Raw genomic sequence first — 23,733 nt, 5'->3', positions numbered from 1 at the left:
GGCGGGGGTACGGGGGTGGCGTCAGGAATGGATTAACGGATCGATCGTGGGGAAAGTCACCGCCCTTTCGGTGAACCATGTCGGTACGGAACGCGTACCACGAACGCCTGATCTTCCGTCAGCGGAACCGGTGGATCTCTTCGACGAGGGCGCGCCACGCCTCCGTCGAGAAGATCAGCACCGGGCCGGCCGGATCGGTGCTGTTCCGTACTCGCGCTCCGGAGCTCTCGCGCGCGACCTCCACGCAGGAGCTGGTGTCGCATCGGGTGCTGCGCTGCCAGGCCACGTGGACCACATCGACGCTCGCCATGTCAGCCTCCTTCAATCAGATACTTCAATGTAATAAATTGCTTACTGAATGCAAAAGGGTGTGGCCGCATCGCGCGGCCGCACCCTTTTGCCGGGATTCCCCGTCAAACCATATTCTCTAGCTTGAGCATGTCGAGAAACGCATGCCATTCGGCGGCGGAGAAACGCAGGACCGGCCCGGACGGATTCTTGCCGTCACGCAGACCGATCACACCGCGCGATAGATCGGCGACCTCGACACACGAGGCGGTGTCACAATAGGTGCTTTTGCGCCATTGTGCAGCAGATTTCATCTGGACTCCTCGATCACATCGGTACCGCGGACCGGTGGAATTTCCACCCGGCGTCTAGGCGGAGTGCCGCTGCCTGTCTAGCAGGGTCCGGAGCCTCAGCACACAACTTTCAATCAAACGAGCCGAGACGTCGGGCGGGAAGCTGGCCTCCCAGGCCTGTTCGAAGATCTCCCGGTACCGGTGGATCGTGGCCAGCGAATGATGCATCGAGTCACCCCAGCCCTCCTCCTGATAGAGGAAGACGTCCTCCTCGTCGGGCAACTCCAGGATGGTGAAGGAGCCCAGCATCACCAGCTTGACCGCGTCGCGGAACGGCACGAAGCGCACCGTGACGAGCCGTTGCCGAATCCTCTCCAGCAGGTATTCCAACTGCTCGGCGAACACCTCGGCGCCGCCGACCTCCCGGTGCAGCACGGATTCGTCGAGGATGAGCAGATAGGCCGGCGGGTCCGGCACCTCGAACAGGTTCTCACCACGGCGGGTCCGGAGCTCGACCCGGACCTTCATATCGGCATGCGGAATGTCGCCGGCCCAGAAATGCTGGATCCAGCCCGCATAGGCCCGGGTCTGCAGGACACCCGGGATGAGCGTCGCCTGGAACACCCGGATCGCGGTCGCCTCCGACTCGAACTGCAGCAGTTGCAGCATCGCCGGGCTCAGATGCTCGCGGTACTCGGCCGTGGTCCACCAGCGCTGCCGGCGGGACGCCTTCGCGTCCTCGGTCAACTGCGCGACCCGCCGCGGGTCGACGACGCCGAGCAGCACGAGCGCGGCCCGCAGGTCCGTGGTGGAGATGCTGACGTCGCCGCTCTCGATCCGCTGCACCTTGGACAGCGACCACTCCAGCGCGTCCGCCACCTGCTGCTGCGTGAGCTTCCGGCGCTGCCGGGCATGGCGCAGCGCCAGGCGCAGACGACGACGGGCGACGGCGGGCGGGTCCTGGGAGCTCATCGGGGCCGCCGAGCGGCGCTCCCACCGGCCGACACCGCACGTGTCTGCCGTACGGCCGGTAGGGACACCGCAGTCTGCATCGACTCAGCCCCGACCGGCGACGCGGGGCCGGGCCGGCGCGAAGCGGAGCGGCGGCGCGAAGCGGAGCGGCGGCGCGAAGCGGAGCGGCGGCCCGATCGGAGCGCCCCGGCCGACGGCGCGCGACAGCCCGGGAGACGAATGAACGCGCAGGCAGGCACCGCCTGGAGCGGCGGCCGAGAAGACGGTGACGAGGACGGCGACGGCCGCGGGCATGCCGGTCACGAGATGCAGCAACACGGGCATGGCGCCGGCTCCCCCCGAATCGGCACCCGGGCCCGAGCGGGCGCCGGGTGCCGATCGTTCCCCCCAGTGCGGTTCCCCCCACACTGGGGTCGAGTCAAGCAGTAACGCGCCGTGATCGCCATAGGTCTATCTGCCGTATAGCGGATAGCGGAAAAGCAGCGGCCGGTGCGGACTGCCCCCGCACCGGCCGTCGATCAGACCTCGACCACGTTCGGGACGATCATCGGGCGGCGGCGGTAGGCCTCGTTCACCCAGCGGCCGACGATGCGGCGCACGATCTGCTGCAACTGGTGCGGGTCGGTGATGCCGTCGTTCGCGGCCCGGTTCAGGCCGTCCGTGATCAGCGGAAGCACCGGGTTGAACGCCTCCGGGTCCTCGGAGAAGCCCTTGGCGGAGATCGCCGGGCCACCCACCACCTTGCCGGTGACGGAGTCGACCACCACGGTCGCGGCGATGAAGCCGCCGTCCCCGAGGATCTTGCGCTCGGTCAGCAGCGACTCGCTGACGTCGCCGACCGCGAGACCGTCGACGTAGACGTAGCGGTTACCGGCGTGGCCGACCACGCGGGCCCGGCCGCCGACCAGGTCGACGATGTCGCCGTCCTCGGCCAGCACCACGTGCTCCGGCTTGATGCCGGACTCGACGCCGAGCCGGCCGTGGGCGCGCAGGTGCCGCCACTCGCCGTGCACCGGCATCAGGTTCTTCGGCTTGACCACGTTGAGCAGGTAGAGCAGCTCACCGGCCGGCGAGTGGCCGGACACGTGCACCCGCGCGACCTCCTTGTGGATCACGGTGGCGCCGGCCCGGGACAGCCGGTTGATCACCCGGTAGACCGAGGTCTCGTTGCCGGGGACCAGCGAGCTGGCCAGCACCACGGTGTCACCGGGCGTGATCGTGACGTGCCGGTGGTCGCCGGTGGCCATCCGGCCGAGCGCGCTCATCGGCTCGCCCTGCGAACCGGTCGACATCAGCACGATCTCGTCCGGCGGCAGGTTCATCGCCTCGTCCATGCCGACGACCAGCCGGTCCGGGATGTGCAACAGGCCGAGGTCGCGGGCGATCCCCATGTTCCGCACCATCGAGCGGCCGATGAACGCGACCTTGCGGCCGTGTTCGTGCGCGGAGTCCAGCACCTGCTGGACGCGGTGCACGTGCGAGGCGAAGCTGGCCACGATGATCCGGCCGGTCGCCTTGGCGAAGATCGAGTCGATGACCGGGCCGATCTCCCGCTCCGGGGAGACGAAGCCGGGGATCTCCGCGTTCGTCGAGTCGGAGAGCAGCAGGTCGACGCCCTCGGCGCCGAGCCGCGCGAAGCCGGCCAGGTCGGTGATCCGGCCGTCCAGCGGCAGCTGGTCCATCTTGAAGTCGCCGGTGTGCAGGACGGTGCCGGCCGGCGTCTTGATCGCGACCGCGAGCGCGTCCGGGATCGAGTGGTTCACCGCGAAGAACTCGCACTCGAACGGCCCGAGCTTCTCGCTCCGGCCCTCCTTCACGGTCAGCGTGTACGGGTCGATCCGGCGCTCGGCCAGCTTCGCCTCGACCAGGGCCAGCGTGAACTGGGACCCGACGAGCGGAATGTCCTTCTTGTGAGCGAGCAGGTAGGGGACGGCGCCGATGTGGTCCTCGTGCCCGTGGGTGAGCACGATCGCCTGCACGTCGGCGAGCCGGTCCAGGATCGGGGTGAAGTCCGGCAGGATCAGGTCGACGCCGGGCTGGTCCACGTCGGGGAAGAGCACCCCGCAGTCGACTATGAGCAGTTTCCCGTCGTACTCGAAGACGGTCATGTTCCGGCCGATGGCACCCAGCCCACCCAGCGGGATGACCCGGAGGGCTCCCTTGGGCAGCGGCGGAACGTGCACGGCGGTCTGTTCCGTGGTCACACCCCCACCACCCGGTGCTGGGCGCCCGACTCGGTCTTACGTAGCGTCATGCAATCACCTCGGTGCGTTCATCATGCCGCCAACTCCACGCCGGCGGCCAGGCAATCGGCGCGCAGCTGCGCCGTCTCGTCCTCGGTGGCATCCACCAGCGGCGATCGCACCGGCCCGGCCGGCAGGCCCTGGGCGTTGAGCCCGGCCTTGACCAGGATGGTGCCCGCGGTGCGGAAGATGCCCGTGTAGATCGGCAGCAGCTGCCGGTGCAGGCGGAGCGCCTCGGCCACGTCGCCGCGCTCGAACGCCGTGATCAGCTCCTGCGTCCGCGCGCCGACGAAGTGCGTGGACGTGCCGACCACGCCGGACGCGCCGATCGACAGCCAGGGCAGCGTCGCGGCGTCCTCGCCGCTGTAGTACGCCAGATTCGTCCGGGCCAGCACCGCGGACGTCGCGAACAGGTCACCCTTCGCGTCCTTCACGGCCACGATGTTCGGGTGCTCGGCGACCCGCAGCAGCGTCTCGGTCGCGATCGGTATGCCCGCCCGGTGCGGGATGTCGTAGAGCATCACCGGCAGCCCGGTCGCGTCGGCCACGGTGGTGAAGTGACGCGCGACGCCGGACTGCGGCGGCCGGTTGTAGTACGGCGTGACGACGAGCAGACCGTTCGCGCCGGCCTTCTCGGCCGTGCGGGCCAGCTCCACGGTGTGCGCGGTGTCGTTCGTGCCGACCCCCGCGATGATCTGCGCGCGGTCGCCGATCGCCTCGCGGACGACGCGGATCAGCGTCTCCTTCTCCGCCTCGGTGGTGGTCGGCGACTCACCGCCGGTGCCGCTGAGCACCAGCGCGTCGTTGCGCTGCACATCGACCAGGTGCGCGGCGAGCGTCTGCGCGCCGTCCGCGTCGAGCGAGCCGTCCGGGCGGAACGGCGTCACCATGGCCGTGATAACTCGTCCGAAGGGCCGCCGGGCGGCGCTGTGGTCGTGCGTCATGCACACAACCTAGCGGACGGCCGCTGAGCGGCCCGAAGGCCTCGTCGCCTGCGGCACGGGCCCGGCCGTCTTTTTTCAACCCTCGAGGGTACGGCAAGGAGCTTCTTTCGTCCGGCCGCCGCCCCGGCGTGATGCTTTGTGGCCGGGGCGGACCGGATGGTGCCAAAAAAATATTTCCGCTCAGGACCGCTCGGCGTGCGGGCTGCTCGCGACCTCGGTGCCGTCCGGAAGCGTGCTGATGGTGAAGTCGCCGAACACGTTCGGCGCCTTCTCGGTCAACTGCCGCAGGCACTCGACGGCCAGCTCGCGGATCTCCACGTCGGCCGCCTCGGTGGCGCGCAGCGCGATGAAGTGCCGCCACGCGCGGTAGTTGCCGGTCACCACGATGCGGGTCTCCACCGCGTTCGGCAGGATCGCGCGCGCGGCCTGACGGGCCTGCTTGCGGCGCAGCGTCGGGCTCTCCACGTCGGCGAACTTCGCCTCCAGGCCCTCCAGCAGCTCGGTGTACGCCGCGAGGCTCGCGTCGGCCGCCTTCTCGAACATCGCGTGCAGCTCCGGGTCACCCGCGATCACGTCCGGCTCGACGAACGCGGCGTCGCGCTCCGGCACGTACCGCTGGGAGAGCTGCGAGTAGGAGAAGTGCCGGTGCCGGATCAGCTCGTGGGTCAGCGACCGGGAGATGCCGGAGAAGTAGAAGCTGACCGAACCGTGCTCCAGCACGCTGAAGTGCCCGGTCTCCAGGATGTGCTCCAGGTAGCCCGCGTTCGTCGCCGTCTTCGGGTTCGGCTTCTTCCACGACTGGTAGCAGGCGCGGCCCGCGAACTCGGCGAGCGCCTGCCCGCCCTCGGCGTCCGTCGACCACGCCACGCCCTCCGGCGCCTGGAACTGCGTCCACGCGATCAACTGCACCTGCTGCGGCACGATCTCCGCCATGTCGGACCCCCTCGGTTCGAAACCTGCCCGACTTTACTAGCCGGTGAAGTCGCGGCCACGTCCAGCCGGTCCCGGCGCGCGGGCCCGCCGTGGGCCGGTCCGTCCGGGTGGTGGCGGGCCGGCGCGGTCACCGGGGGCGCGACGCCGCGGGCGGTCGCCGTGCGGGCAGTCGCCGTGCGGGCGGTCGCGGGCCGCCGCTGACGGTCACCGGCGATCGCCGACGGTCAGACGAAGAACCAGGTGAACGGCGCCCACGGCAGGTTGCGCAGCACGGAGAAGGCGGCCCAGGCGGCCAGGAACCAGATCAGGGACCGGGAGGACGGCTCCCAGCTCGGCAGGCGCCAGCCGAACAGTGCCTTCCCGGCCCAGGCGACGTAGAGGTAGGCCACGAACGGGACCGCGAACAGCAGGACCGCGTGATGCCGGGCCGCGGCCGGGATGTCGCCGTGCATCATGTACCAGACCGCGCGCGTCCCGCCGCAGCCCGGGCAGTCGAACCCGGTCAGGTACTTCACGATGCAGGTCGGCTGCGCGTTCGCGTCGGCCGCGGCCGGGTCGGCCCAGAGCACGTAACCGGCGGCGGCGGAGACGCAGCCGAACACGGCGAGCGGTGCCAGCCAGCGTGGGGTGCGCGCGTGGATCCGGGCGACGAGCCGGGTGAGCCGGTCCGGCTGCGGCGGCACGTAACCCGGCGGGTAGCCCGCATACGGCGGATACGTCCCGTCGGGACCGGGCTGGTACGCGGGATACGACCCGTCGGGACCCGGCTGATACGCCGGGTACGACGGCCCGTCGGAACCGGCTGGGGAGACGGGACGGGTGTCGTCCGTCCCGGACTGCCGAACCACGCCGGGGCCGTCGGCCGGATGCGGCGACGTGGTGTCCACGAACCTCGAATCCGCCTGCGACGGCTCGCCGCTCATGCTTGTCTCCCGTCTCGCCGAATCCGTCCCCCAACCTACCTCCGCACCGCGACCCCGGCGACGCCGCTAGAAACCGGCCGCCATCCGGAAAGCCGGCCAGCGCCGCAAACCGGCCACCACCGGGAAACACCCGGCGCCGGGTGGACCGGTGCCGAGGCCGACCGGTGCGGTGCCGGAGGACCGCGACCGGGCTGTCAGACACCGCCGGCGGCCGGGCCGGTGGCGACGGACGGGACCGGCTCGGCGTCGTGCGCGGCGGCCAGCGCGGCCGTGAGCGCCGGGGCCAGGTCGCCGCGCTCCGGCGGGGCGACCTCGGTCAGGCCCAGCCACCCGGCGAGGCGGCGCAGCTCGGCCGCGAGCGCGTGCGCGGTCTCCGCCTCGTCCGCGTGCGGCTCGCGCCAGGCCGCGGGCACGCGCAGCACGCCGGCCCTGCGGTCGGCCTTGAGGTCGACGCGGCCGGCGAACCGGTCACCGTGCAGGAACGGCAGCACGTAGTAGCCATGGAGCCGCCGTGGGGCGGGCACGTAGATCTCGATCCGGTACGTGAAGCCGAACAGCCGCTCGGCCCGCGCCCGTTCCCAGACCACCGGGTCGAACGGGCTGACCAGCGTGCTGGCCCGCACCCGGCGCGGCAGCCGCGCGTCCGCGTGCAGGTAGGCCGGCCGGTTCCACCCCTCGACCCGGACCGGCCGGAGCGTGCCGGCCTCGGCCAGTTCCGCGATCGCCCGGCGGGCGCCGGCGACCGGGAGCCGGAAGTAGTCGCGCAGCTCCGGTTCCGCGGCCACGCCGAGCGCGCGGGCGGAGATCTCGACCAGCTGCCGGTGCGCGTCCTCGACCGGGGGTGTCGGCGCGTCCACCACCGCGGCGGGCAGCACCCGTTCGGGCAGGTCGTAGAGGCGGGCGAACGCGGAGTTGCGGCCGGCCGCGGTGACCTCGCCGGACCAGAACAGCCACTCCAGCGCGCGCTTGACGACCGACCAGTTCCACCCCCAGTTGCCGGTCTCGCGCGGCGCGTCGTGCTCGATCTCGGCCGCGGTCAGCGGGCCGCGGGCGCGCACCTCGTCGCGCACCCAGGCGACCAGGCCGGGCTGCTCCTGCGCGATGCGCCGCATGCCACCCCACGCGGACGTGTGCGCCTCCGCCATCCGCCAGCGCAGCGCCGGCTGCAGCTCGACCGGGATCAGCGACGCCTCGTGCCCCCAGTACTCGAACAGCGTGCGCGGGCGCCGGGCGGACGCCCGGTCCAGCAGCTCCGTCGGGTATGGCCCGAGCCGGCTGTACATCGGCAGGTAGTGCGCGCGCTGCAGCACGTTGACGGAGTCGATCTGCAGCAGGCCGACCCGGCCCAGCACGCGCCGCAGGTGCCGCATCGTGACCGGACCGCCCGGCGGGGGGTCGGTGAAGCCCTGCGCGGCGAGCGTGACGCGCCGCGCCTGAGCGAGCGAGAGATCGTCGGAGATGGCCATCGAGAGGGCACGCTACCGCGCGCCCCCGACAGATTTCAGGCGACCAGCGACGGGCGGGCTTCCTCCGTACCCTCGGACAGGTCCTGGTCCTCGGGGTCGTCCGCGCGGTCGATCGGGATCGCCAGCAGCAGCACGATGCTGACCCAGAGGTAGGCGCTGCCGCCGAGGAAGCCGCCCAGCCCGCCGGTGCGGTACGTCCAGACCCAGACCAGCCGGCTGCACAGGATCGCCCAGCTCAGGAACGCGACGGTCAGCATGACCTTCCGGCGCCGGCCGGTCGACCGGAACCCGTCGCCGGCGATCAGGAACAGCGCGGGCAGCAGCCAGACCAGGTGGTGCACCCAGGTCACCGGGCTGATCAGGCAGCCCAGCACCGCGGTCAGCGCCAGGCCGGCGCGCTCGTCACCGGCCTGGATCGCGAGCCGGCAGCGCCAGCCCCAGAAGACCAGCGTGGCCACCACCAGCAGCGCCCAGAGCGGCTTCAGGTCGTCGCCGAAGAGCCGCGCGACCACGCCCTGCAGCGACTGGTTGGAGATGAAGCCGAGGTCGCCGACCCGGTCGGTGTTCCAGAGCGCGGACAGCCAGAACTCGCGGGACGCGTCCGGTGCGATCACGGCGGCGACCAGCGTCACGAACGCGGCCGTGCCGGACGCGGTGATCGCGGCCCGCCAGCGGCCGGTGACCAGCAGGTAGACGATGAACACGCCGGGCGTCAGCTTGATCGCGGTGGCCAGGCCGATGCCCACGCCGCCGAACGGGCTCCGCCGCGCGACGAGGAGCAGCACGTCCGCCGCGACCAGGAACAGCAACAGCATGTTGACCTGGCCGAAGTTGACCGTCTCGCGCATCGGTTCGTACGCGGCGACCAGGCAGGCCGCGATCGCGAACGCCAGCCACGGCGTCCAGCCCTGGCGCTGCACGATCGGCCGGATCATCCACCAGACCAGCACCGCGGTGACGGCCACGGTCGCGATCACGCTGATCGTCATCGCGGCGGTCCAGGGGACCCAGGCCATCGGCAGCATCACGAACGCGGCGAACGGCGGGTAGGTGAACCCGTACAGCGTGTTCGGGTTCAGGTAGTCGTAGAGCATGCCGCCGTCGTTGGCCCAGTAGTTCAGCGCTCCCCAGTAGACCTTGAGGTCGAAGAACCCGTGCCGCGCGGACGTGACCAGGTCGAAGACGGCGACGGCGACGGCGAACAGCACCACGCCGGCGACCCGCCAGAGCGTCCGCATCGGAAGAGTCCCCCAGAGATCGAGTGTGTACACGTACTCTTGCCAACCATGGCACTCGGGTACGTTCGACCGGCCGGCTCGCAGGACGCCGGTGACATCGCACGAATCCAGCTCACGACCTGGCGGGTCGCGTATCGCCGGTTGCTGCCCAAGCAGGTGCTCGACGCGGTCGACGTCGCCTGGCTGACGGAGCGGTGGCGGGAGTCCATCGAGGCCCCGCCGACACCCCGGCACCGGGTTCTGGTCGCCGTTGAGCAGGCCGAACAATCGTATCTGGTGGGCTTCGCCGCGGCAGGTCCGGCCGATGAGCAGGCACTCGCGCCCGGCGAGGAGCCGGGCGCGCTCGGCCCGGACGTCGCGGCCGTCACCGATCTGCTGGTCGAGCCGCGCTGGGGCCGGCGCGGGCACGGCAGCCGGCTGCTGTCCGCGGCCGTGGACCTGTGGCGGGAGGACATGTTCGGCACCGCGATCGCGTGGGCGTACGACGCGGACGCGGCGACCCGCAAGTTCCTCGGCTCGGCCGGCTGGGAGCCGGACGGTGCCTCCCGGGCGCTGGACGTCGACGACCTGCTCATTCCCCAGCTCCGCCTGCACGTCTCGCTCGCCGACGCCCCCCTCTAGAGCCCTGTTCGGCAGACCTTCGCCGGTTCGCGGCGGGATCTGCCGAACGCGCGGCGGGGCCGGCTCAGAGCAGCGGTGCCAGGCCGACCGTGAGGCCCGGGCGGGTCAGCACCTCGCGGGTGGCCAGCAGCACGCCCGGCATGAACGACGCCCGGTCCAGCGAGTCGTGCCGGATCGTCAGCGTCTCGCCGAGCGCGCCGAACAGCACCTCCTGGTGCGCGACCAGGCCGGTGGCGCGAACCGCGTGCACCCGCACACCGTCCACGTCCGCACCGCGCGCGCCTGGGATCTCGTCCGCGGTCGCGTCCGGCATGGCGGTCAGGCCGGCCTCCGCGCGCGCGGCCGCGATCAGCCGTGCCGTGTGCGTGGCGGTGCCGCTCGGCGCGTCCAGCTTGCGCGGGTGGTGCTGCTCGATGATCTCGACGGACTCGAAGTAGCGGGCCGCCTTCGCCGCGAACTCCATCATCAGCACCGCGCCGATGCCGAAATTCGGTGCGACGATCACGCCGACGCCCGGCTTCGCCGCCAGCCACTCGCGCACCTGCGCGAACTTCTCCTCGGTGAAGCCGCTGGTGCCGACGACCGCGTGGATGCCCCGGTCGATCGCCCACCGCAGGTTGTCCAGCACGGCGCCGGGCGTGGTGAAGTCCACGATCACCCGCGCGGCGGCCGCCTTGTCCAGCGGCTCGCCGGCGTCGACCGTGGCCGTCAGCTCCATGTCGGGGGCGGCGCCGACCGCCTTGCACACCTCGGTGCCCATCCGGCCGGCGGCTCCGAGGACAGCGACTGGGATAGTCTCGCTCACCGCGCCACTATCCCAGAGGCCAGACCGTGTCCTCGTCGAAGGGGCCCACCACCGCGAGTGACCGCGGGCGGGTGAGCAGGTCCTCGGCGAGCGCGGCGACCTCGTCCGCGGTGACCGCGTCGACCCGCTCCAGGAAGCCGGCGACCGGCAGCAGGTCGTCGTAGAGCAGCTCGGCCTTGGCCAGGCGGGTCATCCGGGAGCCGGTGTCCTCCAGGCCGAGCACGAACGCTCCCTTGGTCATGCCCTTGCCCCGGTCCAGTTCCTCCGCGGTCAGGCTGGTGCGAGCGACCCGGGCCAGCTCGGCACGGGACAGTTCCAGCACCTCCTCGACCTTGCCGGGCGCGCAGCCCGCGTAGACCGCGAAGAGGCCGGAGTCCGCGTACTGCGTGGTGTAGGAGTAGACCGAGTAGGCCAGGCCGCGCTTCTCCCGGATCTCCTGGAAGAGCCGGCTGGACATGCCGCCGCCGAGCACGTTGTTGAGCACGCCGGCGGTGAACCGCCGGTCGTCCAGCCGGGCCAGGCCGGGCGCACCGAGCACCACGTGCGCCTGCTCGGTGTCCTTCGGCTCCACGACCTGCGCGGGCGGCGCGTACGCCGGGGCCGGCTCGGACGCGCGGCGGGACGCGGGTGCGGCGGCCGGCCCGTCCAGCGGCGTGCCGGCCAGCGCCGCGGTCACCTGGGCCACGACGGCGTCGTGGTCGAGGTTGCCGGCCGCGGCGATCACCAGGTGCGGCGCGGTGTACCGCTCGCGGTAGAACGTCTCGATCTGCGCGCGGGTCATCGCGCCGATGGTCTGCTCGGTGCCGGAGATGAGCTGGCCCAGCGGATGGTCGCCGTAGATCAGCTCGGTGAAGATGTCGTGCACCTGGTCGCCGGGCTCGTCGTCGTGCATGGCGATCTCTTCGAGGATCACGCCGCGCTCGGTCTCCACGTCCGCGTCGGCGAGCACGGAGTTCGCCGCGAGGTCACAGAGCACGTCGACCGCGAGCGGCAGGTTCTCGTCCAGCACGCGCGCGTAGTAGCACGTGTATTCCTTGGCGGTGAACGCGTTCGTCTCGCCGCCGACCGCCTCGATCTCCGCGGAGATGTCCATCGCGGTGCGCCGCTCGGTGCCCTTGAAGAGCAGGTGCTCCAGGAAGTGCGACGCGCCGGAGAACTCCGGCGTCTCGTCGCGGGAGCCGATCGCGGCCCAGATCCCGATCGAGACGCTGCGGACGGTCGGGATGGATTCGGTGACGATGCGCAGCCCACTGGGCAGCACGGTCTTGTTGACCGTGCCGCCCAGTGGGTCAGCGCCCCGCTGTACGGGGTTCGTCATCAGTCGCGGCGCGTCCGACGACGGCGCGGGCCGTCCCCGCCTTCGCCGCCACCCTCGCCGCCGTCCGCGCTGCTCTCGCGCGGGCCGCGGTCGCCACGGTCACCGCGGTCGCCCCGGTCACCACGCGGGCCGCGGTCACCGCGGTCGCCACGGTCACGGGACGGACGCTCGCCACCGGCGGACTCGGCCGGAGCCTCCTCGCCCTCGGCGCGCACCTTGTCGAGGTAGATCTTGCCGCGCTGGTCGATGTCCGCGATCTGGACCTCGATCTTGTCGCCGACGTTGAGGAAGTCCTCGACCTTCTCGACGCGCTTGCCGTTGCCCACCTTGGAGATGTGCAGCAGGCCGTCGCGGCCCGGGACCAGCGAGATGAACGCGCCGAACGCGGCCGTCTTGACGACCGTGCCGAGGAACTTCTCGCCGACCTTCGGCAGCGTCGGGTTCGCGATGCCGTTGATCCGGTCGACCGCCGCCTGGGCCGACGGCCCGTTGGTGGCGCCGACGTAGATCGTGCCGTCGTCCTCGATGGAGATCTCGGCGCCGGTCTCGTCCTGGATCGCGTTGATCGTCTGGCCCTTCGGGCCGATGACCATGCCGATCTTGTCGACCGGGATCTTCACGGTGGTGACGCGCGGCGCGTGGTCGGACATCTCGCCCGGGCCCTCGATCGCGGCCTGCATCACGCCGAGGATCGTGCCGCGGGCGTCGTGCGCCTGCTGGAGCGCGGCCGCGAGCACGTCGGACGGGATGCCGTCGAGCTTCGTGTCGAGCTGCAGCGCGGTCACGAACTCCGGCGTGCCGGCGACCTTGAAGTCCATGTCACCGAACGCGTCCTCGGCACCGAGGATGTCGGTCAGCGTCACGTACTGGGTCTTGCCGTCGACCTCGTCGGAGATGAGGCCCATCGCGATGCCGGCAACCGGCGCCTTCAGCGGGACACCCGCGGAGAGCAGCGCCAGCGTGGACGCGCAGACCGAGCCCATCGAGGTCGAGCCGTTCGAGCCCAGCGCCTCGGAGACCTGGCGGATCGCGTAGGGGAACTCCTCGCGGCTCGGCAGCACCGGCACGAGCGCCCGCTCGGCGAGCGCGCCGTGGCCGATCTCGCGACGCTTCGGCGAGCCGACCCGGCCGGTCTCACCGGTCGAGTACGGCGGGAAGTTGTAGTTGTGCATGTAGCGCTTGGACTTCTCCGGCGCGAGAGTGTCCAGCGCCTGCTCCATGCGCAGCATGTTCAGCGTGGTGACGCCCATGATCTGGGTTTCGCCCCGCTCGAACAGCGCGGAGCCGTGCACGCGCGGCAGCACGCCGACCTCGGCGGTCAGCGGGCGGATGTCGCGCGGGCCGCGGCCGTCCATGCGGACCTGCTCGCGCAGCACGCGGTTGCGCACCTCGGACTTGGTCACCGAGCGGAAGGCGGCCGAGACCTCCTTCTCACGCCCCTCGAACTGCGGGGCGACCTGCTCGACGGCCTTCGCCTTGACGAGGTCGAGCGCCTCCTCGCGCTCCGCCTTGCCGGCGATCTTGATCGCCTCGGCGATCTCACCCCGGACCGCGGTGGCGACGGCCTCGTACACGTCGTCCTGGTAGTCCAGGAAGACCGGGAACTCGACGACCGGCTTCGCGGCGACCGCGGCCAGCTCGCTCTGCGCACGGCAGAGCTCGCGGATGGCGGGCTTGGCGGCCTCCAGGCCGCTCGCCACGACCTCCTCGGTCGGGGCGGTGGCGCCACCGGCGATCAGCTTGACCGCGTTCGGCGTGGCCTCGGCCTCGACCATCATGATCGCGACGTCACCGTCGGCGAGCGTGCGGCCCGCGACGACCATGTCGAAGGTGGCGCGCTCCAGCTCCTCGAGCGTCGGGAACGCCACCCACTGGCCGTCGATGTGCGCGACCCGGGTCGCGCCGATCGGGCCGGAGAACGGCAGGCCGGAGAGCTTGGTGGACATGGACGCCGCATTCATGGCGACCACGTCGTACGGGTGGGCCGGGTCGAGCGCCAGCACGGTCTCGACGACCTGGACCTCGTTGCGCAGGCCCTTGGTGAAGGACGGGCGCAGCGGCCGGTCGATCAGGCGGCAGGTGAGGATCGCGTCCTCGCTCGGCCGGCCCTCGCGGCGGAAGAACGAGCCGGGGATCCGGCCCGCGGCGTACATCCGCTCCTCGACGTCGACGGTCAGCGGGAAGAAGTCGAAGTGCTCCTTCGGCGCCTTGCTGGCCGTGGTCGCGGAGAGGACGACCGTCTCGCCGAGCTGGGCGATGACGGAGCCGGCGGCCTGCTTGGCCAGCCGGCCGGTGGAGAAGGTGATCTCACGGGTGCCGAACGCGCCGTTGTCGATCACTGCGGTGCTGTGCTGGGAGCCGAGAGCGTTGTTCTGCTCGGTCATAAGCGGTGTTGCACTCCTTCGGTCGTGGGCCACGACCACCTGTGCCGGAGCGCCACCCGCGAATGGGGGCGGCTGCTCAGTCGGCCGGTCTTCGATCGAAGCGCCCGGGGCGGCGGTGATCCGCCGGCCCGGAGGCCACTACCGAGGACCGGTGCGCTGACCGGCGTGGTCAGTGCGGCCCAGCTGTCTGTGTGGTGGTGTTACGGCGACGGGCGGCGTTGCCGCCGCCCGTCGAAGAAGCTATCGGCGCAGGCCGAGGCGCTCGATGAGCGTCCGGTAGCGGGCGATGTCCTTCTTCTGGACGTAGTTGAGCAGCCGGCGGCGGCGGCCGACCAGCAGCAGCAGACCACGACGGCTGTGGTGGTCGTGCTTGTGCACCTTGAGGTGCTCGGTCAGGTCCGCGATCCGCTTGGTCAGCACGGCGACCTGAACCTCGGGAGAACCGGTGTCACCCTCGGCGGTCGCGTAGTCCGCGCGGATCTTGCTCTTCTGCTCTTGGTCGAGCGCCATTCCATCAAATCCTGTCGGTTGCAACCTGTCGCTGATCCGCGGCCCACGGCGTCGAGCAGGCAGGCGGAGCGAAACCTCGGAGACCCGAAGTCTCAACCACACTACAGCAACACGGCCGAACACCGCCCGCAACCGGTCCGCCTCACCCGGCGCGCAGAAGCCCTCTGGTCTGGTCGACGTCCTCGGTGATCTGCGCCACCAGCGGCTCGATCCCCTGGTAGGCGCGGGTCTCCCGGAGCCGGGCCACGAAGTCCAGGCTCAGCCGTTCGCCGTAGAGGTCGCCGGTGAAGTCGAGCGCGTAAGCCTCGACACGCCGTTCGCTGCCGGAGAACGTCGGGTTGGTGCCGATCGAGACAGCCGCCATCAGCCGCTCGTCGCGGCGGACCAGCCAGCCCGCGTAGACGCCGTCCGCCGGGATCGCCGCGTACCGCCCGGACAGCAGGTTGGCCGTGGGGAAGCCCAGCTCACGGCCCCGCTGGTCACCGCGGACCACCACGCCCTCCAGCCGGTGCGGACGGCCGAGCGCGCGGGCCGCGGCGGCCACGTCGCCCGCGTCCACACAGGCCCGGATGTACGTGGAGGAGAAGACCGTGCCCTCCTCCGCCGAGATCAGCGGCGCGTCCTCCACCGCGAAGCCGAACGTGCGCCCGAGTCGCCGCAGCAGCGCCACGTCGCCGGCCGCCCGGTGCCCGAAGCGGAAGTTCTCCCCGACCACGACCTGCGCCGCGTGCAGGTGCTCGACCAGCACCTCGTGCACGAACTCCTCGGGCGACCGCCGGGAGAAGTCCTTGGTGAACGGCACCACGCAGAGCGCGTCCGTGCCGAGCGCCTCGATCAGGTCTGCCTTGCGGGCCGCCTCGGTGAGCACGGCCGGGTGCGAGCCGGGCCGGACCACCTCGGACGGGTGCGGGTCGAACGTCACGACCACCGAGCGGACGCCCAGGTCGCGGGCGCGCTTCACGGTGTCGCCGATGGTGGCCTGGTGACCGCGGTGCACGCCGTCGAAGACACCGATCGTCACGACCGATCGGCCCCAGCCGCCCGGAACCGCGTCGTATCCCCGCCACCGCTGCATGGCGCAAGCCTATGCAAGCGCGCCGGTGCGGTCAGGAGGGGGTGACCGCGGCCGTGGCCAGCCGCCGGGTGACCTCGGTCGCGCGGTCGACGGCCGCGGAGATCCGCTCGAGGTGACCGCGCGCCTCGTCCGCGCCGGCCACCCCGTCCAGATCCTCCTCGAGGAACTGCAGGTAGTTGGCGGCGATGCCGAGCAGGTTCGCCAGGTCGTGCGTGCCTTGCCGGACCTCGGCCGCGAGGCCTGGAGCGGGATGCCCACCCGGGGCCTCGCGCTCCGGGTGACCGGGCGTCGGCTGCGGATCTGCCATCTCGCCATTCCATCACATAACTGCACAATGAAGACATCATGGGTACGGTCGCGCCCGCGATCCCCGGCCCTTCGCCGCCAAACGCCCGGCGCCGCCACCGAGCCCAACTACAGTGCGTAATGCGATGAAAATAGAGAGTAATCAGATGGTGGTCATCGCGGCGGAACTGATCTTCGCGGCGCTCTTCCTGCGCGTGCTCTATCACCTGGCCCGCCGCCCGGACCCGCTGCAGCGCGCGGTCGCGCTGATCTTCGTGGCGCCCACCGTGATCTTCCTGGCCGACGCGCTGAACCGGGTGCTCGACGGGGCACTCGCGGTCGGCGGCCTCCGGGTCAACGCGCTCTTCCTGCCGGTGTTGCTGCTCCAGCCGTACCTCACGATGCGGTTGATCTCGCTCCTGCGGCCGGTCCGCCGCGAGCTGACCGCGGCCTCGCTGGCCGGCGCCCTGATCATCGGCGCCGGGCTGCTGACCGTGCGGAGCGGCGAGCCGATGCGCCCCACCCTGCTGATCATCGCGATGACGTTCTTCGCGATCGCCGAGCTGGTGCCCGGCATCTACCTGGCCTCGGCCGCGCGCCGGCGGACCGGCTCGCCGCGGATCCGGTTGTCGATCGCGGCCGGTTCCACCGTCGCGTTCGCCGGCGTGGTGGTGCTGATGGGGCTCGCCGGACTGTTCCCGGCCGGGCCGGAGGCGGGCGCGTCCCCGTTCAGCGTCGCGGCCCGGGTGCTCGCCGTCGCCTGCGGCATCGGGTACGCCGCCGCGTTCCTGCCGCCGGCCTGGCTGCGCCGGATGTGGTCGGCGACCGCGCTGCAGTCCGTCACGGTCCGGCTGCTGGACGCGCCCGCGACCGAGACCGGCCCGCAGATCTGGCAGCGGTACGCCGAGATGATGCGCGAGGAGTCCGCCGCGGACGCGGTCGCGGTGCTGGTCCGCAAGCCCGACGGGCACCTGGAGCAGACCGCGTACGCGGGCGAGGCCGACGCGCCGCTGACCGGCTTCGACGACACCGACCTGGACGAGCTGGTCAACGCGCCGCAGCCGGTGCCGCTCGCGTCCGTCTCCCGGTTCCGCCGCACCACCCGGCCCACGCTCGCCACCCACTACGCCGGCCAGGGCGAACGCGGCTACCTGACCACGCTGCGCCTGCGCATCCCGCCGGCCGAGACCGGCGCGGTGCTGATGTTCCACCGCTTCCGCGGCCTGTTCAGCGAGGACGACCTGCGGCTGCTGGCCGACTTCGGCGGACACGCCGGCGTGCTGGCCGAGCGCGGCGGCGTGCTCACCGAGCAGCGCCGGCTCACCGCGGAACTGGCCGCGTCCGTGGAGAAACTGACCCAGGCCAGCCAGGCGAAGAGCGACTTCCTGGCGAACATGAGCCACGAACTGCGTACCCCGCTGAACGCGATCATCGGGTTCAGCGACCTGATGCGGGGCGAGAAGCCGGTCGAGGACCGACGCAGCGTGCCCGCCGACTGGGTGGACCACATCCACAACAGCGGCCGCCACCTGCTCGGGCTGATCAACGACATCCTGGACCTGGCCAAGGTCGAGGCCGGCCGCATCGACCTGCACCCGGCGCCGCTGCGCGTGGACAACGCCGCACGGGAACTGCTCACCGGCCTCCGCCCGCTCATCGAGAAGAAGTCGCTCACGGTCGAGTCGCGGCTGCCGGAGCTGACCGTGCGCGCCGACGCGCTGCGCTTCCGGCAGATCCTGGAGAACCTGCTCTCCAACGCGATCAAGTTCACCCCGGACGGCGGCACCATCACGCTCGACGCCGAGACGTTCACCGACGACGGGCGGTCGATGGTCGCGCTCGCGGTCGGCGACACCGGCATCGGCATCTCCGAGGAGGACCTGCCGCGCGTCTTCGAGGAGTTCCAGCAGGTCGGCGACCGCACCCACCACCAGGCCGGCACCGGGCTGGGCCTGGCGCTCGCCCGCCGCCTGGTCCAGGCGCACGGCGGCGACATCACGGTCACGTCCACGCTCGGCGTCGGCAGCCGCTTCACGATCACGCTGCCGGACGCGGCCGAGCTCCCGTCCCCGGCGGACACCGTGGTGGTCGAGCCGCAGATCCGGGAGCGCGGCCGGATCCTGCTGATCGAGGACGACGTGCGGTCCGCGGAACTGCTCCGCACCTACCTGGTCAAGGCCGGCTACCGGGTGGAGATGGCGACCAGCGGCGAGTCCGGCCTGAACGCGGCCCGGGTCAACCCGCCGGACGCGATCCTGCTCGACGTGGTGCTGCCCGGCATCGACGGCTGGGCCGTGATCCGCGAACTGAAACAGGACGCCCTGCTCGCCTCGATCCCGGTGCTGTTCATCTCCGTGGTCGACGAACGGCACGCCGGCATCGCGATGGGCGCGGCCGACTTCCTGGTCAAACCGGTCGCGGACCATCAGCTGGTCGGCTCGCTCGCCCGGCACATCTACACCGGCCCGGCCGAACAGCCGACCGTGCTGGTCGTCGACGACGACGCGGACAGCCGCCACTCGGTCGAGGCCAGCCTGCGCACGGCCGGTGCCGAGGTGGTCGCCTGCGCCGACGGCGCGGAGGGCCTGGAGATGAGCCGCAACCAGCACTTCGACCTGATCGTCTGCGACCTGCGCATGCCCGACCTGGACGGGTTCTCGCTGCTGGCCGCGTTCAACAACGACCCGGCGAACGCGGACGTGCCGGTGGTCGCGCTCGCCTCCACCGCCACGGCCGGCGCCGGTGACCCGGTGATGAGCGGCAAGCTGCTGGCCCGGGCCATCCACGGCACCGACGAGTGGGACAACCTGGTCGCGCTGGCCAGTGGCACCGCCGCGGCCCGCCGGATCGAGATCGAGACTGTGGAACGAGGTGACCGATGACCGCGCGCATCCTGCTGGTGGAGGACGAGGAACTCAACCGCGTGCTGGTGCGGGCCGTGCTGGCCCGCGCCGACGACCCCGGCGTCCGGGACGCCCGCCTGGTCGAGGCCGGCACCCTGGCCGCGGCCCGCGACGTGCTGCAGCACCCGGATCAGGTCGACGTGGTGCTGCTCGACATGAACCTGCCCGACGGCAGCGGCCTCGACCTGGCCACCGAACTCGCCGCCGTCGCCGTCGACGAGAAACCCAAGGTCATCGCGCTCACCGCGAGCGTGCTGCCCAGCGACCGCGCCGCCGCCCTCGAGGCCGGCTGCGACGGCTTCCTCGACAAGCCCTACGCCGCCGCCGACCTGGTCACCGTCATCGCGAGCCACCTGCCCCGATAACCCCACGGCACCTCGGCCCCGGCGTCGGTTGCGGTTCGCGCCGGGTGCGCGGCCGGAAAGTCCGGATCACAGAGCATCTCTTCCCGCTTCCGGCGTGGTCGCGTCCCCAGTGCTCCCGCGGGCACCGGTCGTCGCCGGCGCTCCTCCCTGCACGTCAGGTGGGCGGCCGGAAAAAGACCACGCGGCCACGCCGCCGGAGCCGCACCGCGAGAGCCACGTGCCACCGGAGCCGCGGGCAGCACCACGGGAGCTGCGGGCCGCACCGCGGGAACCGCGGGCCGCACCGCGGGAACCGCGAGCCGCACCGCGGGAACCGCGAGCCGCACCGCGGGAACCGCGAGCCGCACCGCGGGAACCGCGAGCCGCACCGCGGGAACCGCGAGCCGCACCGCGGGAACCGCGAGCCGCACCGCGGGAACCGCGAGCTGTCAGGCCGGGGCGAGGACGATCTCGGGGCGGGCCTTGCCGTCGCGCTCGCTCACGATGGCGAGCAGGGTGCCCTCGGCGCTCAGGACCGCGTAGGGGCCGTCGATGCCGGCGCGGTCGAGTGGGCCGCCGTGGGAGAGCGTGCGGGCCTCGTCGGGGGTGGCCTCGCGCACCGGGAAGCAGCGGCGGGCCGCGTCCGGCATCGGGAGCGTCACCACGTCCGGCGAGCGCTCCTCGAGCTGCTCCAGCGTCAACGCCTCGGCCAGCGGGAAGCCGCCCACCTCGGTGCGCCGGAGCGCGGTCAGGTGCCCGCCGACGGACAGCCGCGCGCCGAGGTCCCGGGCGATCGCCCGGATGTAGGTGCCGGACGAGCAGCTGACGCTCACGTCCACGTCGACCAGGTCGCCGTCGCGGCGGATCTCGTGCACGTCGAGCCGGGAGATCGTGATCCGCCGGGCGGCGAGCGTCACCGCCTCGCCGTCGCGGACCTTCTTGTAGGCGCGCTCGCCGTTCACCTTGATCGCGCTCACCGAGCTCGGCACCTGATCGATCCGGCCCACGAACGTCGCCAGCGCGGCTCGGATCTCGTCGTCACCGAGATGCCCGGCCGGCACGCTCGCGGTCACGTCGCCCTCGGCGTCGTCCGTCACGGTGGCCTGGCCCAGCCGGATCGTGCCGTCGTAGCTCTTGGTCGCGCCGGTCACGTAGGTGAGCAGCTTCGTCCCGCGCCCCACACCGATCACCAGCACACCGGTGGCCATCGGGTCCAGCGTGCCGCCGTGCCCGACGCGGCGCGTCCTCGCCAGCCGCCGCATCCGCGCCACGACGTCGTGCGACGTCATGCCCCCCGGCTTGTCCACCACGACCAGACCGTCCACGCGCCACCTCATGTCTCACCACGAACCCCGGACGCCCGATTATCCCGGCCCGCGGCTGCGGCCCCGCCACTCCCCTCCGAACGAGAGCGGGGCCGGCCGCGCTCACCCGACCTCGAAGAGCCGCAGCCCGTCGTGGATCGCGAATTCCTCGAAGTGCCGCGCGTTGAACATCGCCGGCGGAAGGCGGGCTGCGATGCAGCAAGGCGGCGATCCAGGTGTCGTTCGCCGGCCGGGGCCCGCCACGCAGCTCACCCCTGGCCTGAAGCTCGCCCCAGAGGATCCCGACGTGCGCGTCGTAGTCCAGCACCGTGATGTTCCGCCGCCAGGCCCGCAGTCTCGCCCGGCGCTGCGCTCCCCAGCGGCGGCAGGTCTGCCACCTGGTGAGCTCGCCCAGCGTCGCGAAGGCCATGAACGTGCGGCAGCGGGCGAGCCGCGCCTCGAGCGCCGGTGCGAGACGTTGCTGGAAACTGCGCGACGTGACGTCGGTGTCGAGGACGACCTTGATCACGCGATCTCACGGTGGTGTTGCAGGCAGTGCAGCTCGCGGGCCCGGGACTCGTAGAGATCGGCGATGAGCTCCTCCATCTCCTCGTCCGACTCGAAGAAGCCGGGGACGGCAAGATCCGCCGCGGAGGTCAGCGGCTCCACCCCCTGCCGCCGGGCCTGCGCGTCGGCGGAGACGTGCGGCAGGTCCCGGATCCACTGCGGCACCCAGGCGGGCCAGCGGCCCTCGTCGTCGAATTCCACCGGGGTGTCTTTGTGATCGATCATAAAGACCTCCTCCAGGGTAGGGCTTGCGCTGATTCAGTAGGTCGATTCTGACAGCCGGACCACACCTTGACGACCCCTCTTTCTGAGCCGTGAATCAGTTATCGGGACCGTTCGAGCATCGGACTCCGGGCCGCAATATCGGCCTTGAGCAGGGAATACTATCGTCACGAAGATCGCCGGAAACGCCATTAACGGCGAGCCGATTAGCGAAAAACGGACATGCAAAAGAGGTCACGCAATGCCGACCGCGGGGAATCAGCGAGTGGCACCGACAACGGACCATGCCGATGACCGCACACGCAGTAACAGCGCCACCAGCCGGATCAGCGTGAACAGCGCGAGGCCGGACCACACGCCGCCGAGCCCGAGGTCCAGCACGTAGGTCACCCAGATGCCCGGCAGGAAACCGCTCAGCGCGGCAACGATGGTCATGTTGCGCATGAAGGCCACGTCGCCCGCGCCGATCATCACGCCGTCCAGCGCGTAGACCACGCCCACCAGCGGCAGCAGCGCGATGAACCACGGCCACACCACCAGCGCCTGGTCGCGCACCGCGGCGTCCGGCGTGAACAGCGCCGGGATCACCCGTGCGCCGGCGCCGAAGAACACCGCGAAGACCACGCCGGACACCAGCCCGATCAGTCCGATCTGGCGGCCCAGCCGGCGCGCCTGGGGCTCGTCGCCGGCCCCGAGCGCGGCGCCGACCAGTGACTGCGCCGCGATCGCGACCGCGTCCAGCACCAGCGCGGCGAAGAACCACAGCTGGATGGCGATCTGGTGCGCGGCCAGCGCGGCGTCGCCGTAGCGGGCCGCGACCGCGGTGGCGGACAGCCAGCATGCCTGGAACGCGGCACCGCGGATCAGCAGGTCGCGGCCGACCACGAGCTGGGCGAGGATGTCCGTGGGATGCGGCCGCAGCGACACCCGCTCGCGCAGCAGCGCGGCCACGAAGAGCGCGCCGGAGCCGAGTTGCGCGATGACGTTCGCGATCGCGGAGCCGTGCAGGCCGAGCCCGGCGGGGTAGACCAGCAGCGGGCAGAGCACGGCCGAGACCACGTTCGCCAGCACGACGATCGCGAGCGGGCGCCGGGTCTCCTGGACGCCGCGCATCCAGCCGTTGCCGGCCGCGACCAGCATCAGACCGGGCGCGCCGAGCACCGCGATGCGCAACCACTCCTCGGCGGCCTGCGCGACCGGGGTGGGGCCGCCGGCCAGTGCCCGGGCCAGCGGACCCGCCAGCGCCTGCACCACCGCGACGATGACCAGGCCGCCGAGCAGCGCCAGCCAGGACGCCTGGACGCCCTCCTCGACCGCGGCGCGACGGTCGCCCGCGCCGTAGCGGCGGGCGGACCGGCCGGTGGTGCCGTACGCCATGACCGTGCCGAGCCAGGCCGCGAACGACATGACGGTCCCGCCGATGCCGAGCGCGGCGAGCGGCACCCGGCCGAGGTGGCCGACCACGGCCGTGTCGACCAGCACGTAGATCGGCTCGGCGGCCAGCACCACCAGCGCGGGCAGGGCGAGGGCGGCGATCCGGCGCAGCGGCACCCGATCGGCGGCGACGGAGTTGTTCATCGCCGCGCATGGTGACACACGTCGGGTAAGGACTTCAAGAAGGTGCGCTACTTACACGTACCCTCGGGTGGCTCTATTGACGCACGTCCAGCGAGACCTGCAGCGCGCGGCGGGCCTGCTCCCGGGCATCGTCGACCGGCCGGACCGGCGACGACTGGGCCACCGCGGCGGTGGACGGCGAGACGGAAGCGGTGGTGACCGGCGCCGGAGCGGGACGCGTGGCGGTGATGGTCATGGTGACGGTCCTCCATGGTCGGGCTCGGGGCGCGCGACGGCGCACCCGTGACTGGCGGTGCCTCTGCGACACGCCAGCGGGCCCTCCGGGATCACCGGAGCGCTGCCGCGGCGGCGCGCGAGCCCTGAGTCGGTCAGACCCTGGAGCAACTGTGCAAAAGCAGTGCGGGGTGGTACGGGACAGCAATGACCCGCACCACCTGCACGCTACCCAAATTAACGTTAAGTCGGCGCCGGCAACGCGACACTTCCCGTTATACGGACCGGTAACCGATCCGCGCGA

At 71.7% G+C, this 23,733-nt stretch carries 23 protein-coding genes; 3 read left to right on the top strand and 20 right to left on the bottom strand.

Features of this window, described 5'->3' with window-relative positions; all coding sequences use genetic code 11:
• Positions 1–118: 118 nt before the first annotated feature.
• From J2S44_RS26215 to J2S44_RS26170, 10 genes are all read right to left on the bottom strand, one after another.
• Positions 119–310: a DUF397 domain-containing protein gene (locus J2S44_RS26215; RefSeq protein ID WP_310419232.1), complete on the bottom strand. Its 192-nt coding sequence runs from the start codon at positions 308–310 to the stop codon at positions 119–121.
• Positions 311–413: 103 nt separating this feature from the next.
• Positions 414–602: a DUF397 domain-containing protein gene (locus tag J2S44_RS26210; protein WP_310419228.1), complete on the bottom strand. Its 189-nt coding sequence runs from the start codon at positions 600–602 to the stop codon at positions 414–416.
• A gap of 54 nt (positions 603–656) precedes the next feature.
• Positions 657–1,553 (bottom strand): helix-turn-helix domain-containing protein, encoded by an 897-nt coding sequence (locus J2S44_RS26205; RefSeq protein ID WP_310419225.1) that lies wholly within the window; start codon positions 1,551–1,553, stop codon positions 657–659.
• 84 nt (positions 1,554–1,637) lie between these two features.
• Positions 1,638–1,877, bottom strand: a complete 240-nt coding sequence (locus tag J2S44_RS26200; RefSeq protein ID WP_310419224.1) for a hypothetical protein — start codon at positions 1,875–1,877, stop codon at positions 1,638–1,640.
• 194 nt (positions 1,878–2,071) lie between these two features.
• Complete coding sequence (locus tag J2S44_RS26195; protein WP_310419221.1) at positions 2,072–3,757, bottom strand: ribonuclease J; 1,686 nt, start codon at positions 3,755–3,757, stop codon at positions 2,072–2,074.
• Between the two features lie 71 nt (positions 3,758–3,828).
• Positions 3,829–4,740: a 4-hydroxy-tetrahydrodipicolinate synthase gene (gene dapA, locus J2S44_RS26190; RefSeq protein WP_310419219.1), complete on the bottom strand. Its 912-nt coding sequence runs from the start codon at positions 4,738–4,740 to the stop codon at positions 3,829–3,831.
• Between the two features lie 180 nt (positions 4,741–4,920).
• A complete protein-coding gene (thyX, locus tag J2S44_RS26185; protein ID WP_374728019.1) occupies positions 4,921–5,664 on the bottom strand; it encodes an FAD-dependent thymidylate synthase in 744 nt (247 codons plus the stop codon).
• Between the two features lie 233 nt (positions 5,665–5,897).
• Entirely contained in the window at positions 5,898–6,596 is a 699-nt protein-coding gene (locus J2S44_RS26180) for a DUF2752 domain-containing protein (protein ID WP_310419213.1), read from the bottom strand.
• A gap of 194 nt (positions 6,597–6,790) precedes the next feature.
• Positions 6,791–8,062 (bottom strand): winged helix-turn-helix domain-containing protein, encoded by a 1,272-nt coding sequence (locus J2S44_RS26175; protein ID WP_310419210.1) that lies wholly within the window; start codon positions 8,060–8,062, stop codon positions 6,791–6,793.
• 35 nt (positions 8,063–8,097) lie between these two features.
• Positions 8,098–9,300: a glycosyltransferase 87 family protein gene (locus J2S44_RS26170; RefSeq protein ID WP_310419207.1), complete on the bottom strand. Its 1,203-nt coding sequence runs from the start codon at positions 9,298–9,300 to the stop codon at positions 8,098–8,100.
• Positions 9,301–9,348: 48 nt separating this feature from the next.
• On the opposite strand from J2S44_RS26170, the gene J2S44_RS26165 reads away from it, so the two are divergent.
• Complete coding sequence (locus tag J2S44_RS26165) at positions 9,349–9,921, top strand: GNAT family N-acetyltransferase (protein ID WP_310419204.1); 573 nt, start codon at positions 9,349–9,351, stop codon at positions 9,919–9,921.
• Between the two features lie 64 nt (positions 9,922–9,985).
• Here J2S44_RS26165 and dapB read toward each other — a convergent pair whose 3' ends face one another.
• The 6 genes from dapB to J2S44_RS26135 form a co-directional block, all read right to left on the bottom strand.
• Positions 9,986–10,726, bottom strand: a complete 741-nt coding sequence (gene dapB, locus J2S44_RS26160) for a 4-hydroxy-tetrahydrodipicolinate reductase (protein WP_310419201.1) — start codon at positions 10,724–10,726, stop codon at positions 9,986–9,988.
• 7 nt (positions 10,727–10,733) lie between these two features.
• Entirely contained in the window at positions 10,734–12,044 is a 1,311-nt protein-coding gene (locus tag J2S44_RS26155) for a M16 family metallopeptidase (RefSeq protein ID WP_310419198.1), read from the bottom strand.
• Entirely contained in the window at positions 12,044–14,428 is a 2,385-nt protein-coding gene (locus J2S44_RS26150) for a polyribonucleotide nucleotidyltransferase (RefSeq protein WP_310419195.1), read from the bottom strand. Before J2S44_RS26150 ends, J2S44_RS26155 begins: the two co-directional genes overlap by 1 nt.
• Positions 14,429–14,668: 240 nt before the next feature.
• Positions 14,669–14,938: a 30S ribosomal protein S15 gene (rpsO, locus tag J2S44_RS26145; RefSeq protein ID WP_310419192.1), complete on the bottom strand. Its 270-nt coding sequence runs from the start codon at positions 14,936–14,938 to the stop codon at positions 14,669–14,671.
• A 142-nt stretch (positions 14,939–15,080) separates the two neighbouring features.
• Positions 15,081–16,013, bottom strand: a complete 933-nt coding sequence (locus J2S44_RS26140) for a bifunctional riboflavin kinase/FAD synthetase (RefSeq protein ID WP_310419189.1) — start codon at positions 16,011–16,013, stop codon at positions 15,081–15,083.
• A gap of 31 nt (positions 16,014–16,044) precedes the next feature.
• On the bottom strand, positions 16,045–16,320 hold the full coding sequence (locus J2S44_RS26135; RefSeq protein ID WP_310419186.1) for a hypothetical protein: 276 nt from the start codon (positions 16,318–16,320) through the stop codon (positions 16,045–16,047).
• 145 nt (positions 16,321–16,465) lie between these two features.
• Between J2S44_RS26135 and J2S44_RS26130 the strand changes: the two genes are divergently transcribed.
• Both J2S44_RS26130 and J2S44_RS26125 read left to right on the top strand, forming a co-directional pair.
• A complete protein-coding gene (locus J2S44_RS26130; protein WP_310419183.1) occupies positions 16,466–19,180 on the top strand; it encodes a response regulator in 2,715 nt (904 codons plus the stop codon).
• Positions 19,177–19,566, top strand: coding sequence for a response regulator (locus J2S44_RS26125; protein ID WP_310419180.1), 390 nt, complete (start codon positions 19,177–19,179; stop codon positions 19,564–19,566). The genes J2S44_RS26130 and J2S44_RS26125 overlap by 4 nt, the downstream gene beginning before the upstream one ends.
• A gap of 428 nt (positions 19,567–19,994) precedes the next feature.
• On the opposite strand, the gene truB is transcribed toward J2S44_RS26125, so the two are convergent.
• From truB to J2S44_RS26105, 4 genes are all read right to left on the bottom strand, one after another.
• Positions 19,995–20,882, bottom strand: coding sequence for a tRNA pseudouridine(55) synthase TruB (gene truB / locus J2S44_RS26120; RefSeq protein ID WP_310419177.1), 888 nt, complete (start codon positions 20,880–20,882; stop codon positions 19,995–19,997).
• Positions 20,883–21,374: 492 nt separating this feature from the next.
• On the bottom strand, positions 21,375–21,641 hold the full coding sequence (locus J2S44_RS26115; RefSeq protein ID WP_310419174.1) for a hypothetical protein: 267 nt from the start codon (positions 21,639–21,641) through the stop codon (positions 21,375–21,377).
• A gap of 255 nt (positions 21,642–21,896) precedes the next feature.
• Positions 21,897–23,216, bottom strand: a complete 1,320-nt coding sequence (locus J2S44_RS26110; protein ID WP_310419171.1) for an MATE family efflux transporter — start codon at positions 23,214–23,216, stop codon at positions 21,897–21,899.
• A gap of 73 nt (positions 23,217–23,289) precedes the next feature.
• Positions 23,290–23,451 carry a hypothetical protein gene (locus J2S44_RS26105; RefSeq protein ID WP_310419168.1) on the bottom strand — a complete coding sequence of 54 codons (162 nt, stop codon included), beginning with the start codon at positions 23,449–23,451 and terminating at the stop codon, positions 23,290–23,292.
• Positions 23,452–23,733 lie beyond the last annotated feature (282 nt).

Source organism: Catenuloplanes niger (genome assembly GCF_031458255.1).
In the GTDB taxonomy this organism is placed as follows: domain Bacteria; phylum Actinomycetota; class Actinomycetes; order Mycobacteriales; family Micromonosporaceae; genus Catenuloplanes; species Catenuloplanes niger.
The sequence above is the reverse complement of the archived record's forward strand: the minus strand, read 5'-3'. Positions and strand labels throughout refer to the sequence as shown.